General features: G+C 70.4%; 12 protein-coding genes. 1 reads left to right on the forward strand and 11 read right to left on the reverse strand.

Annotated features, from left to right (window positions below):
* Positions 1-10: 10 nt before the first annotated feature.
* The 11 genes from M3Q35_RS25500 to M3Q35_RS25550 all read right to left on the reverse strand — a co-directional run bounded on the left by M3Q35_RS25500 (position 11) and on the right by M3Q35_RS25550 (position 15,335).
* Entirely contained in the window at positions 11-1,264 is a 1,254-nt protein-coding gene (locus M3Q35_RS25500) for a uracil-xanthine permease family protein (protein ID WP_273935034.1), read from the reverse strand.
* Positions 1,265-1,539: 275 nt separating this feature from the next.
* Positions 1,540-2,349, reverse strand: coding sequence for a phage shock envelope stress response protein PspM (gene pspM, locus M3Q35_RS25505; RefSeq protein ID WP_273935035.1), 810 nt, complete (start codon positions 2,347-2,349; stop codon positions 1,540-1,542).
* A 25-nt stretch (positions 2,350-2,374) separates the two neighbouring features.
* Entirely contained in the window at positions 2,375-3,199 is an 825-nt protein-coding gene (locus M3Q35_RS25510; RefSeq protein WP_273935037.1) for a PspA/IM30 family protein, read from the reverse strand.
* Between the two features lie 127 nt (positions 3,200-3,326).
* On the reverse strand, positions 3,327-3,893 hold the full coding sequence (locus tag M3Q35_RS25515; RefSeq protein WP_273935038.1) for a hypothetical protein: 567 nt from the start codon (positions 3,891-3,893) through the stop codon (positions 3,327-3,329).
* Positions 3,894-3,932: 39 nt separating this feature from the next.
* Positions 3,933-4,358 (reverse strand): helix-turn-helix domain-containing protein, encoded by a 426-nt coding sequence (locus M3Q35_RS25520; protein ID WP_273935040.1) that lies wholly within the window; start codon positions 4,356-4,358, stop codon positions 3,933-3,935.
* 296 nt (positions 4,359-4,654) lie between these two features.
* Entirely contained in the window at positions 4,655-5,113 is a 459-nt protein-coding gene (locus M3Q35_RS25525; RefSeq protein WP_273935041.1) for a CinA family protein, read from the reverse strand.
* A complete protein-coding gene (gene pgsA / locus M3Q35_RS25530; protein WP_273935042.1) occupies positions 5,110-5,691 on the reverse strand; it encodes a CDP-diacylglycerol--glycerol-3-phosphate 3-phosphatidyltransferase in 582 nt (193 codons plus the stop codon). The genes M3Q35_RS25525 and pgsA overlap by 4 nt, the downstream gene beginning before the upstream one ends.
* Positions 5,688-7,109 carry a 30S ribosomal protein S12 methylthiotransferase RimO gene (gene rimO / locus M3Q35_RS25535; protein ID WP_273935043.1) on the reverse strand — a complete coding sequence of 474 codons (1,422 nt, stop codon included), beginning with the start codon at positions 7,107-7,109 and terminating at the stop codon, positions 5,688-5,690. Before rimO ends, pgsA begins: the two co-directional genes overlap by 4 nt.
* Before the next feature lie 76 nt (positions 7,110-7,185).
* The gene (locus tag M3Q35_RS25540; RefSeq protein WP_273935044.1) at positions 7,186-7,479 is read right to left on the reverse strand and encodes a nuclear transport factor 2 family protein; all 294 of its coding nucleotides are present in this window, start codon (positions 7,477-7,479) and stop codon (positions 7,186-7,188) included.
* A gap of 93 nt (positions 7,480-7,572) precedes the next feature.
* Positions 7,573-10,764: a S8 family serine peptidase gene (locus tag M3Q35_RS25545; protein WP_273944461.1), complete on the reverse strand. Its 3,192-nt coding sequence runs from the start codon at positions 10,762-10,764 to the stop codon at positions 7,573-7,575.
* Positions 10,765-10,985: 221 nt separating this feature from the next.
* On the reverse strand, positions 10,986-15,335 hold the full coding sequence (locus M3Q35_RS25550; protein ID WP_273935045.1) for an AAA family ATPase: 4,350 nt from the start codon (positions 15,333-15,335) through the stop codon (positions 10,986-10,988).
* A 323-nt stretch (positions 15,336-15,658) separates the two neighbouring features.
* On the opposite strand from M3Q35_RS25550, the gene M3Q35_RS25555 reads away from it, so the two are divergent.
* Entirely contained in the window at positions 15,659-16,162 is a 504-nt protein-coding gene (locus M3Q35_RS25555) for an amino-acid N-acetyltransferase (RefSeq protein WP_273935046.1), read from the forward strand.
* The last annotated feature ends 9 nt before the right edge of the window (positions 16,163-16,171 follow it).

A 16,171-nucleotide genomic window follows, 5' to 3' on the forward strand; every position in this document is an offset into this window, starting at 1 on the left:
ACTATTGCCGTTAGCCGCGAGCCGCCTTCAGCATTCGAAGCAAGGGGTGTCCCACCACTATGAGCAGTGAGCCCCACGCGATACCACCCAGCGCAACCCCGCCGACCGCCACGGTCAGGTTGCCGACCCCGGCGACGAGCGCGGCGCCCGCGATCAGCACATTGACCGGATTGAGTAGATCGACCTTGTTGTCCAACCAGATACGGACACCGACAAGCGCGATCAGCCCGTACAGGAGAACCATGGCACCGCCGAGGACACCGGCCGGCATGGTGTTGAGCAAAGTGCCGAATTTCGGGCAGAAAGACAGCCCGATCGCGCACATACCGGCCACCGCGTATGCGGCGGTCGAGTAGACCTTCGTCGCCGTCATGACGCCGATGTTCTCGGCGTACGTCGTCGTGCCGGAACCGCCGCCGATTCCGGCCAGCGCGGTGGACAGCCCGTTGGCGATCAGCGCGTCGCCGACACTGCCGTCCAGGTTGCGACCGGTCACCGCGGCCACCGCCTTGACGTGGCCGACGTTCTCGGCCACCAGCACGATCACCACCGGCAGCACGGCCAGCACCACGTTGGGCCGCAGCTCCGGCCCGGTCAGCTGGGGGAAGCCGAACCACGCGGCGTTGGCCACGTCGTCCAGCCGGGCCGCGCTGAGCTGGCCGGTCAGCGCCGCGGCCAGCCAGCCGGCGAGGATGCCGATCAGCACCGAGGCCCGGGCGAACAGGCCGCGGCCGAGCACGCCGCAGAGCAGGATCACGGCCAGCGTGAACACCGCGAGCCCGGGCTGCTCCTGGAAGTTGTGGGTGGCCGACGGGGCCAGGTTGAGGCCGATCAGCATCACGACGGCGCCGGTGACCACCGGCGGCATCAGCGACTCCAGCAGCCGCACGCCCAGCGCCTTGACCGCGATGCCGACGAACACCAGCAGCACGCCGGTGGCCAGCACGCCGCCGAGCTGCGCCGGCAGGCCCTCCAGCCGGGAGGCGGCCAGCGGCGAGATGAACGCGAACGAGGAGCCGAGGTAGCTGGGCACCCGGTTGCGGGTGACGACCAGGAACAGCAGCGTGCCGACGCCGGAGAACAGGAGCGTGGTGGCGACCGGGAAGCCGGTGCTGGCCGGCACGAGCACGGTGGCGCCGAACATGGCGGCCACGTGCTGGAGGCCGAACCCGGCGGTCAGCGGCCAGCTCAGCCGCTCTTCGGGGGCCACCACCTCGCCGTCCGTCACACGGCGACCGTCGCCGTGCACGGTCCACAACGCCACGTCAGACCTCCCCGTGGGTCCGGCTCGCCCGAGGGCCTGGCAACACTGCCGCACCGATCCTGCCACGCGGGGTAGCGGTCTCGGCTAGATAACAAACTGATAATCACACATTTGCCGGCATGATCTCCACCGCCGCGCACAACGTGCCAACAGTCTTGTCACTATGAGTCACCGGTCATCGGATCGTGGGATGATCTTCGCCCGGTCGGCGGAATGGGCAGAAACCGATCAGCGGAGTCGGAAGAGGCAACGCGGCAGCCCGAGGAGACCGACGCTCAGCTGTAGTCCGGGCCCGAGAGTTCGCGGAGGGCCGAGGCGAGGCCGGCGAGGCGGTCGCTGGCGTCGAGCAAGGCCTCGTTGGGCGACACGGCGCTGCTGGCGATGACCGCCTGCCCGGCGGTGCCGATGAGCGCGAGATAGCCGTTCAAACCCTCGTCGAGGCGGCGGCTGAGGTCGGAGACGCCGAGCTCCAACGGCCCGCGCTGGGCCATGGGGGCGATGTCACGGGCCCGTTCCACGGCGGTGAGCTGGGCGGCGACGGCCCGTAACGCAGTGGCGGCCTCAGTGGCGGACTCCTGGGCGTGGGCCAGGGACTCGGCCGGCAACGGGGCCAGCCCACCGGGACGCGGGGTGCCGAGCTGGACGAGCAACTCGGCCAGGCTGGCCTCGGCCTCGGCCAACCGGCGCATGGGCTCACGGGCCAGCGAACCGCCGGGTGGCAGCCGAACCGGCGGTGGCAAGGCCGCGGGCAACGGCTGCCGGTGCAGCATGAGGGTCTTTCGCGCGGACCCGATGAGGCAGTACAGGAACAGGGCGGTCACGATCATCGCGGTGACGCCGGCAAAGCTGATCAAAGCGGCGTGCTCGACGCCGATCCAGACGCCGCCGAGCACGGTGGCGCCGGACCAGCCGACCAAGGCCCGCTTGGCCCGGCGACGGCGGCGCAGCATCTTGGCGCGGGGATCACGCCAACCGTGCACCTTGGTGCGCACGGTGTCGGCGACCGGGCCGCGCAACTGCTCCGTGACGGTCTGGCCGATCTTGATCAGCTCTCCCAGGTCACGCCTGCGCGGTCCGGCCGCCATCGTCCCACTCCCCGTACCGACTAGCTCAGGACTGCTTCTCCTGCGCGACCCGCTGCGCGATCTCGGCCTGGATGTTCGAGGCCGGGCTCGCCGCCGGGGTGCCGCTGGTGACCTGACCGGCCACCGAGCCGCCGCCCAGCGAGGCACGGATCTGCTCGAGCCGGGCGCTGCCGGCCATCTCGGTGGTCGAGGCCTGCACCTCGAGCATGCGGCCCTGCACCGAGTTGCTGGCCAGCTCGGCCGAGCCCAGCGCGGTCGAGTACCGCTTCTCGATCTTGTCCCGGACCTCTTCCAGCGACGGCACGTTGCCCGGCGCGGCCAGCTCGCTCATCTGGTTGAGCGACTTGGCCACCTGCTCCTGCATCTTGGCCTGCTCGAGCTGGCTGAGCAGCTTGGTGCGCTCGGCCAGCTTCTGCTGGAGCATCATGGCGTTGCGCTCGACGGCCCCCTTGGCCTGCGCGGCGGCCTGGAGGGCCTGGTCGTGCAGGGTCTTGAGGTCCTCGATGTTCTGCTCGGCCGTGACCAGCTGGGTGGCGAAGGACTGCGCCGCCTGCTCGAACTGCTGCGCCTTCTGCTCGTCCCCCTTCGACCGGGACTCGTCGGCCAGCACGAGCGACTGCCGGGCCGAGGCCTGGAGCTTCTCCACCTCGCCGAGCTGCCGGTTCAGCTTCATCTCCAGCTGCCGCTGGTTGCCGATCACCGCGGCGGCCTGCTGGGACAGCGCCTGGTGCTGCTTCTGGGCCTCCTCGATGGCCTGTTGGATCTGCACCTTGGGATCGGCGTTCTCGTCAATCTTGGCGCTGAACGCCGCCATCAGGTACTTCCAAGCCTTCACGAAAGGGTTGGCCATCTCCTCCGCCTGCCTTCTGCCTGTTCCTCGATGTGCGAGAACGCCGCGACCAGGCCAACGAGCCGGTGGCGGTGCGGGTTCCATCGTGTCAGGTGAGTTGGACCGCTACCACCGACCCCGCCGAATATCAGGGTCTGCCCCGAGCCGGAACCTCGGGCAACTCCCTGGCCAACACCCGGACCTCGGTCAGGTTCGCACGGAGTTCGACCAGCTCAACCCCCGAAACGGTTCCCGCGGAGTGGCCCGAATCACGAACGCGTTCCAACCCGATGACGCAGGCGTGCACGCGTGTCGTCAGGGCGTCCCGGGTGGCGCGCAGTCGCTCCGCGGTAGCGAGTCGATCACTCACCGCACGGTGGGCCGAGGTCAGCTCGGTCTCGCCGGCCTCGATGCGGGCGGCCAGATGATCACGGGTCCGGCGCAGCCGGGAGACGGGCAGCACCGCCAGGGCGCGGTTGACGGCGTCGATGTCCGCGGCGGCGGCCCGCAGTTCGGCGAGCACGCCGGCGGCGTCATCGGCGTGCGGATGGTCACGCAGCTGATCGACCGTGAGCTGGGCGCGGTCCAACCAGTGGACGTCGTTCGACGGATCGCGAGCCGGTGGACTCGCCCGGGCGACGGGCCGACGCCGGGTGAGCACCAGCAGCGATCCGGCGGCGGCCGCCAGCAGCGCAATCGCCACCAGCAGCGCCACCAGCTCGAACTCGTCCAGGGTGGAGCGCCTCCTCCCGTGCTACGCGGCGACCACGACCTCTCCCCGCGGCGGGGCGAGCGTGGGCAGGCGGTGCGTGAGCACCGGCTGGAGCCGGATATCGCTGAGGTGGTCCCCCACGGACTCGCTCAGCAGCCGGCCGCCCTCGTAGGCGTCCGCCTTCTCGCGCGGCTTGGCGGCCGCGTCGGCGGTCGGCGCGTTGGCCACGGCGGCCAGCGCGCTCATGTCGGAGGCGACGGTGTGCAGCAGGTCGGCCATCGGCAGGTCCAGCGCGTCACAGATGGCGGCCAGCAGCTCGCTGGACGCCTCCTTGCGGCCGCGTTCCACCTCCGACAGATAACCCAGGCTGACCCGTGCGGACCGGGACACCTCACGCAGCGTGCGGTGTTGGGTGGTGCGAGTGTGGCGAAGCCGATCACCGATCGCCTCGCGAAGCAGCACTGTCATCGCGCGCCTCCTTCCAGCCGGGCCCGTACCGACCACGTTACCCAGACGGCACCCCCGCTGGCACCGACTTCTCACCACGTACGCCCAAGGCGAACGACTGGGTCAACTCGGATGTTCCCCGGGCCGTGACGTCGGGGCAAGATCCGCGACACCGCCTTGACCTGGGCTCGAGCGACTCCGGAGTCATCCTCTTCCGATCTTGGCAACGCGTCGCGACGGTCTCCGGTTCACCACACGATCGAGCGGCTCGCCACACCGGCGAACGGGGGATTCGGGCAGGTTCGATTACCCGGGGTTCACCTCAGGCACTCCCGGAGCAGCTCCAGCACGGCCGCGACACTGCCCGTACGGATGTCCTGCCGGTCGCCCGAAAGGCCCAACCGCCGCACCTCGACACCGGGCGGGCCGGCCACCGCGACGTAGACCGTGCCGGGCGCGATGCCGTCCTGCGGATCGGGACCGGCGACGCCGGTCAGACCGAGACCCCAGGTCGCCCCGCAGCGCTCGCGGGCGCCTTGGGCCAACTGGGCCGCGACGTCCGGATGCACGGCCCCGTGCTCGGCCAGCAGCTGCCGGTCCACGCCGGCGAGCTGGGCCTTCAGCTCCGTGGCGTACACGATGAGGCCGCCGCGCAGCACCGCGCTGGAGCCGGGGACCGAGGTCAGTTCGGCCGCCACCATGCCGGCCGTCAGCGACTCGGCGGTCGCGACCGTTTGACCTAGTTCACGCAGCCGGCGGACCAGGTCGGCGGTCACGGAGTCTCCGCCGCCGCGGGCAGTCGGAACGCGCGGACGACGTAGTCGATGCCCGTGACGACGGTGAGAATGAGCGCGATGCCCATCGTCACCCAGCGCACGAAGATCAGCACCGGCGGCAGCGGCAGCAGGTAGAAGCCGATGGCCACGATCTGCATCAGCGTCTTGGCCTTGCCGCCGCGGCTGGCCGGGATGACGCCGCGGCGGATCACCCAGAACCGGAGCAGGGTCACGCCGACCTCGCGGACCGCGATCACGATGGTCACCCACCACGGCAGGTCGCCGAGCACGGACAGGCCGATCAGGGCCGAGCCGGTGAGCGCCTTGTCGGCGATCGGGTCGGCGATCTTGCCGAAGTCGGTGACCAGGCCGTGCTTGCGGGCCAGGTCGCCGTCGATCCGGTCGGTGATCGAGGCGATCACGAACACGCCGAACGCGACGAGCCGCCAGAACAGGTCGGTGCCACCGCCGGCGAACAGGGCCAGCAGGAAAAACGGCACCATGACCAGGCGCGACACCGTCAACACGTTGGCGATGTTGAGCAGCGGCACCTCGGCTCTGGGCTCGTCCTGGCTCATCGCGGCAGCACTTCGATCGGGCGAACGATGAGGTCCACCCCCTCGCTGTCGATGACCTCGGCGCGGATCATGTCGCCGCGCTTCAGACCTTCGGCTTCGACGATCACGCACTCGCCGTCGACCTCCGGCGCCTGGTGGGCGGCGCGGCCGACGCAGTCGCTGTCGTCATCCTCCTCGTGCTCGACCAGGACCACCACCTGCTGGCCGATCCGGTCCTCGGCGCGCTGGTTGGTGAGTTCCTCGACCAGGGCCGAGAAGCGGGCCACCCGCTCGGCCACCGTGTCGGCGTCCAGCTTGCCGTCCAGGGTCAGCGCCTCGGTGCCGTCCTCGTCGGAGTAGCCGAACACGCCCACCGCGTCCAGACGGCCCTCGGTGAGGAAGCGCTCCAGCTCCTTGAGGTCGTCCTCGGTCTCGCCGGGGAAGCCGACGATCACGTTGGTGCGGATGCCGGCGTTCGGGCTCAGCTCGCGGATCTGCTCGATCAGCTTCAGGAAGGAGTCCGTCGACCCGAAGCGGCGCATCCGGCGCAGCACGGCCTCGCTGGAGTGCTGGAAGGAGAGGTCGAAGTAGTCGGCCACGCCCGGCGTCGTCGCGATGACCTTGACCAGGCCCGGGCGGGTCTCGGCCGGCTGGAGGTAGGAGACGCGGACCCGGTCGATGCCCGGCACCTGGGCCAGCTGCGGGATCAGCGTCTCCAGGGCCCGGACGTCGCCGAGGTCCTTGCCGTAGGAGGTGGAGTTCTCGCTGACCAGGAACAGCTCGCGGACCCCGTGCTCGGCCAGCCAGGCCGCCTCGCCCAGGATCTCTTCGGCCGTGCGCGACACGAACGCGCCGCGGAAGCTCGGGATCGCGCAGAACGAGCAGCGCCGGTCGCAGCCCGAGGCGATCTTCAGCGGCGCCACCGGTGCGTCGTCCAGACGGGTCCTCAGCACCTGCGGGCCCCAGGCCGTGCCGTGGCCCGGCAGCGCCACCTCCGGCGCCTTCTGCGGGCGCTGCACCGGGCTGATCGGCAGCAGCGTGCGGCGGTCGACCGGCTTGTGCGCGTCGATCGTCTTGCCGGCCAGGATGTCGTTCAGGCGTTCGCCCAGCTGCGGGTAGTGGTCGAAGCCCAGCACCGCGTTGGCCTCCGGCAGGCTCTCGGCGAGCTCCGCGCCGTAGCGCTCGGCCAGGCAGCCCACCGCCACCACCTTGGCCCCCGAGTCCGAGGCCGCCAGCAGCGTGTCCACCGAGTCCTTCTTCGCCGACTCCACGAAGCCGCACGTGTTGACCAGCACGACGTCCGCGCCGCCCTCGTCGGGGTCGACCAGCTGCCAGCCGTCGGCGGTCAGCCGGCCGGCCATCTCCTCGGAGTCGACCTCGTTACGGGCGCAACCGAGAGTGAGCAGGGCGACACGACGGGACGTGGAGGGGGAGGACACGTGCTCAAGGGTATCCGGCCGGAGCCGGTGCTTCGGCCCCGGAGGACCGGGAAGAGGGTTTTCCGGCCCCGGCCGGTCACTCCGCCGGCTGGATGTCGATCACCAGGTCGCCGTCGAGGCGGACGATCGGGTGGGCGGTCCACGAGCCGTCGGGGCCGTCGATGTCGACGGTGAGCAGGAGGCGGTCGCCGTCGGGCTGGATTTCCCGCACGGTGAGGCGGACGCCCTGGTCGAGCAGGCCCTGGTACCAGGCGAGGACCTCGTCGCGGTTGCGGCAGCTCTCGCCCCAGTGGGCGTCGGGGTGGAGCAGGGCGGCGAAGGCGGCGGGGTCGGGGGCGGACAGGGCGGCGCGGATGCGGTCGGCGATCACGGCGACTCCGAAAATGTCGACATCTCGACAGCGCAGCGGCGGGCCCCGAACGGGACCCGCCGCTGTCTGGAACTCACCGCACCAGCATGACGGTCAGCTGACGGACTGCACGATCACGGAGGAGCGGCCGACCACGGAGCCGTTGTCGGTGACGAGCTGGAGCTCGCCGACGAGCACCCGACCGGCACCGGGGGCGGCCAGCGCGGTGACGGTGCCGGGGACGGCCCAGCTGGTGCCGGGCAGCCGGTTGGCGCCGGCATCGGTGACGGCGACGCTGCCCAACGACGGGGAGACGTAGATGTCGCGGTAGTCGTAGGCAGTGCTGCCGGCGGGCACGTTGTAGCCGTCGATCTCGACCTGCCAGTGCCCGGCAGCCGGATTGGCGATCGTCACCTGCTCCTCGGCGGTGGACCCGCCGCTGGAACCGGCCAGCACACAGCTGCCGCCGGTGCAGTTGTAGACGATCATGTCGAGGTCGGCGGCCTTGTCGGCCGGGTTGCCGATCCTGGCGGTGAAGCTGGCCATGCCGGCCGGCAGCGTGACGTCGATCTTCTGCACGTCACCGGTGGCGATGGACGGCCGGGAACTGGCCTGGCTGCCCAGCGGCCCGCCGACCAGCTTGGCGTTGATCGCCGACAGCTGGTTGGCCACGGTGTAGGTACGGGAGATCGGTGTGCCGACCGTGGCAGTGGCGATGGTGTCGGGATCGGGGCTGATCCTGGTGCCGATCAGCGACGTGGTCAGGGTGAACGGGGTGTTCAGCGCGTCGGAGGTCCGCCGCGCCTCGACGGTGATCTCCCAGACGCCCGGCATCGGGTTGACCACGGTCCGGCTGGTCGGCGTGCCGCCGGCGCACCCGGCCCCGGCGTCGGGCAGGTAGCAGTTGGTGGACGCGTTGGAGTCCAGCGGCACGCCGCTGGGGTCGTTGCGCAGGAACCGGACCTGCCCGGTGCTCGCGGCCAGGTCGACCTTGAGGGCGGTGGCCCCGACCGGCACCCGGACGAGCACGCTGGTGCTCTCGTTGCGGCCGACGGATCCGTTGGTGGCGGCGGTGTAGCCGCTGGCCGCGGTCAGATCGGCCGTCGCCACGACGGTGTTCATGGTGAGCAGGCTGGTGCCGGCGACCTTGAGCAGCGCCGAATGGATGCCGGCGTCACGCGGCTTGATCCGGACCTCGAACGACACCGGCTTGTTCAGCGGCAGCACGACGGACGCCGCCGACTTGAAGGTGCCGTCGTTGCCGGTCCACTGCACGTCGTACCGGGTGTTGCGGTTGGGGCCGCTGGTCCGGGTCAGCGTGTACGTACGGGTGTAGGCCTTGCCGGGGGCAACGCCCTCGTGGTCGTAGATGCCGACACCGACGCCGGGCGTGGGCTTGAGCTGCCCGCTGAGCACGGTGTCGACCGGCACGGACGCCGTCACGGAAACCGGGGAAACGTTGTCCTGCAAGCGATGGAACGCCGCCTGGACGTCGAACAGGCCGGCGCCCTGCTCGTACGCGCCGAGGCCCGGCACGAACTTGGCGGTCGACTTGATGGCCTCACGCAGCGAGGCGACCGGCGGCCGCTGGCCGTGGTGCGTCGCCTTGTACGCGCTGATCAGCAGCGCCGCGGCGCCGGTGGCCTGCGGGGCGGCCATCGAGGTGCCGTTGAACATGGCGTACCCGGGCGGCAGGGCGTATGTGCCGGCGACCGGGCCGCCCGGCTGCCACGGCGGAATCGTGGAGATGGCCGATCCCGGCGCGATGATGTCGGGCTTGAAGCCGCCGTCCTCACGCGGTCCGCGCGAGGAGAACGGGTGCAGGCCCAGCTTCCGCGGCGTCACCGAGCCGTAGTTGGACAGCCAGGTGGCGTCGGTGATGGACGAGCCGACGCTGATCGCGTCGGTTGCCACCGACGGGTCGCCGACGGTGTTCATGCCCGCGCCGCTGTTGCCGGCGGAGATGAACAGCTGCACGTTGAACTCGGCGATGGTCCGGTTGTAGAGGTCGGCCCGGGCGTTGTTGCCGTCGTTGAGGGCCGGCAGGCCGCCGATCGAGATGTTGATCGCGTCGGCGCCGTTGCGGGCGGCGTAGAGCAGGCCGTCGATCAGGCCGCTGTTGGTGCACGAGGACGAGGTCAGGCAGACCTTGACCGCCATCAGCTTGGCGCCCGGCGCCGCGCCGGCCATCTTGCCGCCGAACAGCGAGTTGCCGGCGACGATGCCGGAGACGTGGGTGCCGTGGGCCGCGCCGGCGATGCCGATGTTCACGTACGGCGTGCCGCCGCCGGTGTAGTCGGAGCGGTCGGTCTGCACCACGAACGCGACGTTGTTGGCAGCCGGGTTGAAGTGGCCGACATCCTGCTTGAACTTGTAGTCGATCATCCGGGGGTTGTTGGTGAAGTCGCCGTCCCCGTCGGTGTCGACCCGGACCTCCTTGGTCGTCACGTCCTGCAGGACGCCGAAGGAGTCGGTCTTGTCGCCGTCCCGGTTCAGGTCCCCGGCCAGCTCACCGCCGCGCAGGTCGCCCGCGGTCTCGGCCAGCACGCCGATCGTGTACGGACCGCCGGTCGCCGGGGCCGTCCAGTTGCGGCCGGCCGCGGTGAACTTGCCGGTGTAGCGGGTCTTGGACATCGTGACCCAGGTGCCGTCGCCCGACTCGACCGGGTCGTTGGCGTCGTACCAGTCGACGATCTTGCGCTCGCCGGTCGTGGTCTTGGCCAGCGCGGCGGTGTCGAGGTCGATGCCGGAGTCGAGGATCGCGACGGTCGTGCCGCGGCCGTCCCACTGCGGCACGCGCTGCGCGAACTGCGCGGCGCCGGTGTCGCCGGTCGGCATGTACGGGTTCACCCGCGGCGTGTCCTTGCCCGGCGGCGTCTGGGGCTGCGCCGGGCTGCTGCCATCGGGCTTCGGCTCGTCCCGCTTGATCAGGCCGTCGACATCGACGGACTTCACGGCGCCCAGCTGGGCGGCCTTCTCGGCCTTGTCGCGCGGCACCTCGACCTTGATGTAGTCGACGTCCTTGGCGGCGGTCTCGACCTTGCCGCCGAGGTCGCGCAGCTGCTGCACGGCCTGGTCGGTGCGGCCGCGCTCGGCCGCCACCACCAGTGTCACGGTGGGCTTGCCGGCCCTCTCGGCCTCGGCGACCAGCTCGCGGTCCTGCTTGTCGAGCTGCTTGGCGGAACCCGGGGTCGCGTCCTGCGCGCTGGCAGCAGGGGTGGCCAGCGCGAATGCGCTCACACCGAGCACGCCGGCCAGTGCGATCGCACCGGCCCGGCGTCTGAATTGGGCTGTCACGGGGGTAATCCCTTCCTGGGGGACAACGCCACCGAAGCACACCTTCCAGGCAGGCCCGCCTCAATCGGACATAAAGAGCATTCTGCGCCGATCGTCGTGAACTGTTCGGCCGAATGGTGCTGCCCGCTGCCCCTAGGTACGCCTGCTACCGCCGTAACTCACCCCCGGCGAATGGCACATGAGCGTCATACTTGCCTCCCAGCGGCACATCCGGACCGCATGTGCCGACTTCAGGCCGGGAGGTCGGCGATGTGCAGGGTTTGGAGCTCCTCGTCGGGTAGGGCGTCCAGGTCGACGTCGGGGCCGGCCAGCCGGACTGCCTGCCGGGCGATGGTCCGCTCCAGCAGCTGACGGGCCGAGCGTCCGTTGGCGAAACCGCTCGTCCGGTCGATGCCGGCGATCGCCGCCGGCAGGGCTTGAACGAGATCCTCGGACAGCAGGTAGTTCTGGCCCGCGGCCATGGCCTCGAAGATGCCGACCAGCTCGGCGTCGCTGTAGTCGGGGAAGTTCACCGTCGCCCCGAACCGGGACCGCAGGCCGGAGTTGGCGTCCAGGAAGCGCTCCATGTCGGCCGGGTAGCCGGCGGCGATCACCAGCAGGTCGTCGCGGTGGTTCTCCATCTGCACCAGCAGTTCCGCGATGGCCTCCGGGCCGTAGTCCGAGAGCGTGTCGCTGACCAGCATGTACGCCTCGTCGATGAACAGCACGCCGCCGATGGCCTTCTCGATCACCGCCCGGGTCTTGGGCGCGGTCTGGCCGAGGTACTCGCCGATCAGGTCGGGGCGGCTGGTCTCCACGAGGTGTCCGGACGACAGCACGCCGAGTTCCCGGAACAGCTGGGCGATCAGCCGGGCGACGGTTGTCTTCGCGGTGCCAGGGTTTCCGGTGAAGACGAGGTGCCGGCTGCGGGCCGCGACCTTCAGGCCGGCCGACCGGCGGCGGGCGTCGACCCTGGTCTCGGCGACGAGCGTGCGGACCTGCTCCTTCACCGGGGCCAGGCCGATCATGCCGTCGAGCTCGGCCAGCAGCTCGGCCAGGCTGCGCCGGGCGGAGCCGTCGCCCTGCTGCACGCCGGCGTCCTCGGGTGCCGGCAAGTCGTTGGCCACCAACAGGTTCAGCGCTTCGGGGGCGATATCCCCCATGCCCGCCAGCCGGCCGGACTGCTTGGTGATCGCGGCCTCCAGCAGCTGCCGGGCCGACCGGCCGTTGGCGAAGCCGCGGCCGCGCGGGATGCGCGTGATCCGTTGCGGCAGCGCGTTGACGAGGTCGTCGGACAGCTCGTAGCCCTGTCCGCGGGCCATGACGCGGAAGATGCCGGCCAGCTCGTCGTTGCTGTAGTCCGGGAACTCGACTCGGTTGGCGAACCGGGAGCGGAGGCCCGGGTTGGCCTCCATGAACTCGTCCATCTCCTTGGGGTAGCCGGCGACGATCACCACCAGGTCGTCACGGTGGTTTTCCATCTGCACAAGGAGTTCCGCCACGGCCTCGGCCGCGTACTCCCCCTCGGTGAGCGTGTAGGCCTCGTCGATGAACAGGATGCCGCCGAACGCGCTCTCGCAGACCGCCCGGGTCTTCACCGCGGTCTGGCCGAGGAACTCGGCGACGAGATCGGAGCGCTGCGCCTCGACCACGTGCCCCGAGGTCACGACGCCGAGCTCGCGGTAGATCTGGGAGATCAGCCGGGCCACGGTCGTCTTGGCGGTGCCGGGATTGCCGGTGAACACCAGATGCCGGCTGCGCTCCGCGGTTTTCATGCCGGCGGCGCGACGCTTGCTGTCGATGTCCATCTCGGCCACCATCGCCCGCACCCGCTGCTTCACCGGGTCGAGGCCGATCATCGTGTCCAGTTCGGACAGTAGCTCGGGCAGCGTCTTGCGTGGCCCGCCACTTCCTTGCGCCACACCGGCTTCGTCCGGCGCGGGCAGGTCGTCGGCGGTCAGCGCGTTGAGGGTGGCCGCGTCGGCGTGCTGCACGCCGGCCAGGCGGGCCGACTGCTGGGTGAGCGTCGCCTCCAGCAGCTGCCGGGCCGAGCGCCCGTTGGCGAAGCCCCGACCCCTTGGGATCAAACGGATCCGGTCCGGCAGGGCGGCCACCAGGTCGTTCGAGGTGGTGTAGCCCTGGCCGTGCGCCATGGCCAGGAAGATCTTGGCCAGTTCCTCGTTGCTGTAGTCGGGGAACTCGACGCGATTGGCGAAACGCGACCGCAGACCGGGGTTGGTCTCCATGAAGTCGTCCATCAGCTTCGGGTAGCCGGCGACGATCACGATCATGTCGGCACGGTGGTTCTCCATCTGGGTCAGGAGTTCGGCCACCGCCTCCGAGCCGAAGTCGCCCTGCTCACCGGTCAGCGTGTACGCCTCGTCGATGAACAGGATGCCGCCCAGCGCATCCTCGCAGACCGCACGGGTTTTCGGCGCGGTGCCGCCGGTGTGCTCGGCGACCAGGTCCGAGCGCTGCGCCTCGATCACGTGCCCGGACGTGACCACACCGAGCTCGCGGTAGATCTCGCCGATCAACCGGGCCACGGTTGTCTTTGCCGTGCCGGGGTTTCCGGTGAAGACCAGGTGCCGGCTGCGCGCCGACACCGGCAGCCCCTGGGCCCGCCGCTGCTTGTCGACGTCCATCTCCGCAACCATCGCCCTGACCCGCTGCTTCACCGGGGCCAGGCCGATCATGTTGTCCAGTTCGGACAGCAGGTCGGGCAGACTTCGTTGCGCCCCACCGTCTCCCATCCGCACGCCGAGGTCGCCCGGGGCCGGGATGTCGGCGGCGAACAGGCGGTTGAGCGAGGCGACGTCCGAGTTGGGCTGGGCGGCCAGCCGGGCCGACTGCCGGCTGATCGTGGCCTCCAGCAGCTGACGGGCCGAGCGGCCGTTGGCGAAGCCCTTGCCTCGGCTGATCCGGCTCATCCGCACCGGCAACGCGCCGAGCAGGTCGGGCGCCAGCTCGTAACCCTGGGACTTGGCCATCAGCTGGAAGATCCGGGCCAGCTCGTCGTTGTCGTAGTCGGGGAACTCGATGCGGGTCTGGAAACGCGAGCGCAGGCCCGGGTTGGAGTCGAGGAAGGTGCTCATCTCGCGCGGGTAGCCGGCGACGATGACGATCAGGTCGTCGCGGTGGTTCTCCATCTGCGCAAGGAGTTCCGCCACCGCCTCGGGTCCGTAGTCCTCGTCGGTGCCGCCGACCAGGTTGTAGGCCTCGTCGATGAACAGCACGCCGCCGTAGGCCTGCTCGATCAGCTTGCGGGTCTTGCCCGCCGTCTCACCGAGGTACTCGCCGATGAGGTCGGCCCGCATGCACTCGACGAGCTGGCCGCCGGTCAGCACGCCCAGCTCCCGGTACAGCTCGGCGATCACCCGGGCCATGGTCGTCTTGGCCGTGCCGGGATTGCCGGTGAACACCAGATGCCGGCTGCGCTGCGGGATGGGCAGGCCGGCGGCGCGGCGCCGCTCGTCCACCTGTAGCTCGGAAACAAGGTTGTTGACCTGGCGTTTCACCGAGTCCAGGCCGACCATGGCGTTGAGCTCGGCCAGCAGCTCGGCCGCCGACTTGCGGTCGCTGTTGCCGGCGGCCTGGCGCAGCTCGGCCAGGTCCGGCACGTCGACCCGGCCCATGCCGGTCCGCATGATCGCGCTCTGGCACGCCGTCTCGATCACCGCCTCGACGCGGCGGGCGCCGCCCATCGTGCGGTGCGTGCGGCCACCCGTGATCAGGTCGGCCAGGCCGGCGCGGGCCTGCGGCGTCATCGACGCCTGGCGCTCGGCCGCCAGCACGTCCAGCAGCACCTCGGCCGCCGGCCGCTGCTCGAAGTCCGGCAGCTGGTAGACCAGCGCCCGCTGGACGACCGCCGGGGCCGCGTCGGTGAGCTGCTTGAGGAACGCCGGCGTGCCACACAGCACGAAGACGCCGCATTCCTCCTGGTCATGCGCGATCTCCACGACGACGTCGACGATGCTGCCACGGTCGCCGGCGTCGGCCAGCAGCGCGTCGGCGTTCTCGATCATCAGCACCGGCGTCTTCTCGAACGCCGACGCGACGGCCGCGCGAACCACCGCTTCGAGTGATTTCTCCTGCTCTTTAGCGGACAGGATCAGGCTGGCCGCGGTCTTGATCACCGGCTCCGACTCGCTGATCGCCTCGGTCGCCTTCATGAACGGGGCGAAGGAGCGCACCAGGCGGCGCTGGCCGCTGTGCTGCGGGCCGATCAGCAGGATCACCGGATTGGCCTGGCCGGCCGTGTTCTCCGCGTGCCGGATGCCGTCCGCCCACAGGATCACGCGCTTGGCCTTGTCGAAGAAGGCCGCGACCGGCTCGCCGGTGCGCACGAAGTGACCGCCGCCGTACAGCGGATCGGCGAAGGCCTGCTGCCCTTGCTGCGGCAGGGGTGGCGGCCCTTGCTGCGGTTGCATCGGCTGCGGGAAGGGGTTCATGGGCTGCGGGAACGGCTGTTGGGCCGGGTATTGCGGCTGGCCCGCGTATGGCTGCTGGGGAAACTGCTGCTGGCCGGCGTACTGCTGCTGGGCCGGGAACGGCTGCGAGACCGGCGGCTGCTGCGGGTACAGCGATCCCGGCTGGGGCATCGGCTGGGGCATCGGCTGGGACACCGGTTGCTGCGGGCCCGCACCCCTGGGAGCTGGGCCGGACGGGCCGTGGACCGGAAGCCCGGGTCCGCCGGCGGCATCATCGGCCGCCACTGGCCGACGCCGTGCCACCACAGCCACGGCTGGCCCGGATTGAGCAGCCACCAGGCCCCGTCCGCCGTGGTCAGCACGGTCGTGCGGCCCACCGTGGCCGCTCGCTCGGCTTCCACGAACGGGTCCCAACCCGCGCCGGTCATCGCTCCCCCTCCGCTGCCTGGGTCTGCCTGGCAGCTTACGGCGGTGCTCCCGCTAGGTTGATTGCCGTGGAAACCGGTCTAGTGGTGCGGCGGGCCCGCATCGCCGACGTGCGTGCGATCAAGGCGCTCGTCGATCACTACGCGGGCAAGGTGCTGCTGACCAAGCAGCTGGTCACCCTGTTCGAGTCCGTGCAGGAGTTCTGGGTGGCCGAGCTGGACGGCAGGGTCGTCGGCTGCGGGGCGCTGCACGTGCTGTGGGAGGACCTGGCCGAGATCCGAACAGTCGCCGTCGACCCGATGGTGTCCGGTCGCGGCGTCGGGCACGCCATCGTCGGGCAGCTGGTCGACCTGGCCCGTGAGCTCGGGCTGGCCCGCATCTTCGTGCTCACCTTCGAGACCGCGTTCTTCAGCCGGCACGGCTTCGTGGAGATCGAGGGCACCCCGGTGTCACCCGAGGTCTACGACGAGATGCTGCGCTCGTTCGACGAGGGTGTGGCCGAGTTCCTCGACCTCACGTATGTGAAGCCGAACACCCTCGGCAACAGCCGCATGTTGCTGCAACTCTTCTAATTACAACTA

Origin of the sequence: Kutzneria chonburiensis (assembly GCF_028622115.1) — a bacterium.
Taxonomy (GTDB): Bacteria; Actinomycetota; Actinomycetes; order Mycobacteriales; family Pseudonocardiaceae; genus Kutzneria; species Kutzneria chonburiensis.